Here is a 2,418-nt window from a genome sequence, read left to right as displayed (position 1 = left end):
TCAGCTATGGTATAGGCAGCTGCTTGAAGAATAGCTAGAACGATTACGATCCAAAACCCATGTTTGAGTCCGACAGCAAGATGTATAATAAGCAACATTAAAAACAATAAAAGAAAACTATATTTAACGATCCTCGTATACATTTATAATTCCCTCCCTATGCTTCTACCGTAACATAAAATGGGTAATAAATCCTTTTTATACAAAGCCATAAAAAAAGACCTTCTCAATGAGAAAGTCTTTGTGAAATCATTAATCTTCGCCGATAATTTTTACTTCTGTTTCTAGGTCTACACCGAAGTTCGCTTTGACCGTTTTTTGTACGTGTTCAATTAGTTCAACATAATCGGTGGCAGTTGCATCATCGATGTTTACGATAAAGCCTGCATGCTTCATCGAAACCTGTGCTCCTCCAATTTGCTTTCCTTGTAATCCGCTATCTTGAATTAATTTACCTGCAAAATAACCTGGCGGGCGTTTAAACACGCTTCCGCATGAAGGAAATTCGAGCGGCTGTTTGGATTCCCTTTGGAAAGTAAGATCGTCCATCTTCGCTTTTATTTCAGCTACATTCCCTGGCTTTAATTCGAAGGTTGCCTCTAAAACTAATAAATGTTCTTTTGAAAAGCGGCTAGTACGATAGCTTAATTCTAATTCCTCTGCTGCGAAGGTTTTTAACTCTCCCTCAGCAGTAAGAACAAGTGCCTCTTTCAACACATCAGAAATTTCTCCGCCATATGCACCGGCATTCATATAAAGTGCTCCACCGACTGTACCTGGAATTCCACAAGCAAATTCAAGGCCTGCTAAACATTTTTCCAGTGCAAAACGTGATGTTTCAATAATTGTCGCACCACTTTGAGCAATGATTTGATTTCCCTTACATTCAACTTCTTTCATTTGAACGAGGACCATCACAATCCCACGAATCCCGCCATCTCGTATAATCAAGTTCGATCCATTTCCAAGCACTGTAATTGGAATTTGATGTTCCAACGCATAGTTATACGTATCGCGAACTTCAAGATAACTGGTCGGAAGAACCAAGATATCAGCTTTTCCACCTGTTTTGGTAAAGGTATAGTTACTTAATGGTTCGTTCATTTTCACATGATTTGTTTTTAAAATGGCTATTAAATCGTTATAAATTAATTCATTCATTTTTTGTAAGCTCCCAGTTGAGGATTTGTTTTTAAAAAATAAGTCCTTCCTCATAATAAATGCATAGATAGTTCATTTTAAGCTTCATAAAAGAAAAAGACAATCATTTATACGTCTTTTTCAATGCCATCTCTTCCAGCATACAGAATTTTCTTTTAAACGGCTACTCTAAACTTACTTTTTAAAAAATATTAACCCTAATTAGCGCCAATGGCTATATTTCAGCTGGGCAAGACACGCTCTATAAAATGAGATGGAATCCAGCAAGTGCAGCAAGATACGGTTATGCCACTCACCAGTACGCAACCGATATCGGCTGGGCAGCAAAACAAGTCAAACAGATTTATAATTTATATAGCTTGCTAGAATCCTATCATTTAACAGTAGAAATTCCTGCATACAAATAGAATGCGAGGCAGATCCCAGAAGTATGGGGTCTGCTTTTTTTCTGAAGTCATTTAAACCCCTGTAGCGCAAATGTGTCTTTTGAAAATGAGTATCTATCGGAAACCTAACTTAGATTCTAGTAAATGACGCTTTTGCTGAATCGGACAGAATGCACAGTTTTTAGCTTGTTTTGCACAGAAAAGTGTTTCAAATGCACGTGAATTGGCTAGTTTTGCACAGTAATAGGTCTCAACTGCACACAAATTCCTCAGTTCTGCACACATACCGTTCTGAACAGGTCCAAATTTCCACACAAAAGAACCCGTACAATTTTTCTTGTACGGGTTCTTGGTTAGAACGTTAGTATGATTCGGGTGGCTTCTCCATTTGCTAGTCGATCGAAAGTGTGATGGAGCCTGCATCCATCATTCAGCAGCGTTCCCTCACCTTTAACAGTCCCTTCCGGTTCGCAAAGGCAAAGTGCCAGAAGTCAACAATCACCGCAGCTTGGGACAAATGCACACACTACATGGTCACCTGGTGCAAGATTATTTAACAGATTGAATTAGTCATATTTTCACATATTACTCGTCTTTTTAACTAAAATTACATATAATTACAATAGAGTGGACTTTTATCATTATAAAGGTCCCGTAAAGGAATTTCCTCCCGGATACAGACATTGTCCTGTCTGTGTTGGTCAAGGGTATGTCGAGTATAAACACTTCATAACATTGTTGTAAGACGGAAAGCCTCCCGCCTAGGAGGTATTTTCCTATACCTTCTACTGGTAAAACATTAGGTACATAGATTGAAAATCAACTGTTTTCCTCCTATTAATAGACAAGCTTGAGTACGAATTATAAAATG

General features: G+C 38.0%; 3 protein-coding genes. 1 reads left to right on the top strand and 2 read right to left on the bottom strand.

The genetic code is table 11. From position 1 onward, the window contains the following. Positions 1-252: 252 nt before the first annotated feature. Entirely contained in the window at positions 253-1,161 is a 909-nt protein-coding gene (murB, locus tag AC52RT_RS02000; protein WP_495539194.1) for a UDP-N-acetylmuramate dehydrogenase, read from the bottom strand. A 248-nt stretch (positions 1,162-1,409) separates the two neighbouring features. Between murB and AC52RT_RS01995 the strand changes: the two genes are divergently transcribed. Beyond that, on the top strand, positions 1,410-1,568 hold the full coding sequence (locus AC52RT_RS01995) for a hypothetical protein (protein ID WP_495539193.1): 159 nt from the start codon (positions 1,410-1,412) through the stop codon (positions 1,566-1,568). Between the two features lie 93 nt (positions 1,569-1,661). Here AC52RT_RS01995 and AC52RT_RS01990 read toward each other — a convergent pair whose 3' ends face one another. Then, positions 1,662-1,862, bottom strand: a complete 201-nt coding sequence (locus tag AC52RT_RS01990; RefSeq protein ID WP_495539192.1) for a hypothetical protein — start codon at positions 1,860-1,862, stop codon at positions 1,662-1,664. Positions 1,863-2,418: the final 556 nt, after the last annotated feature.

The sequence above is a fragment of the Peribacillus sp. genome (genome assembly GCF_059453735.1).
This window is presented reverse-complemented; position numbering and strand designations above follow the sequence as displayed.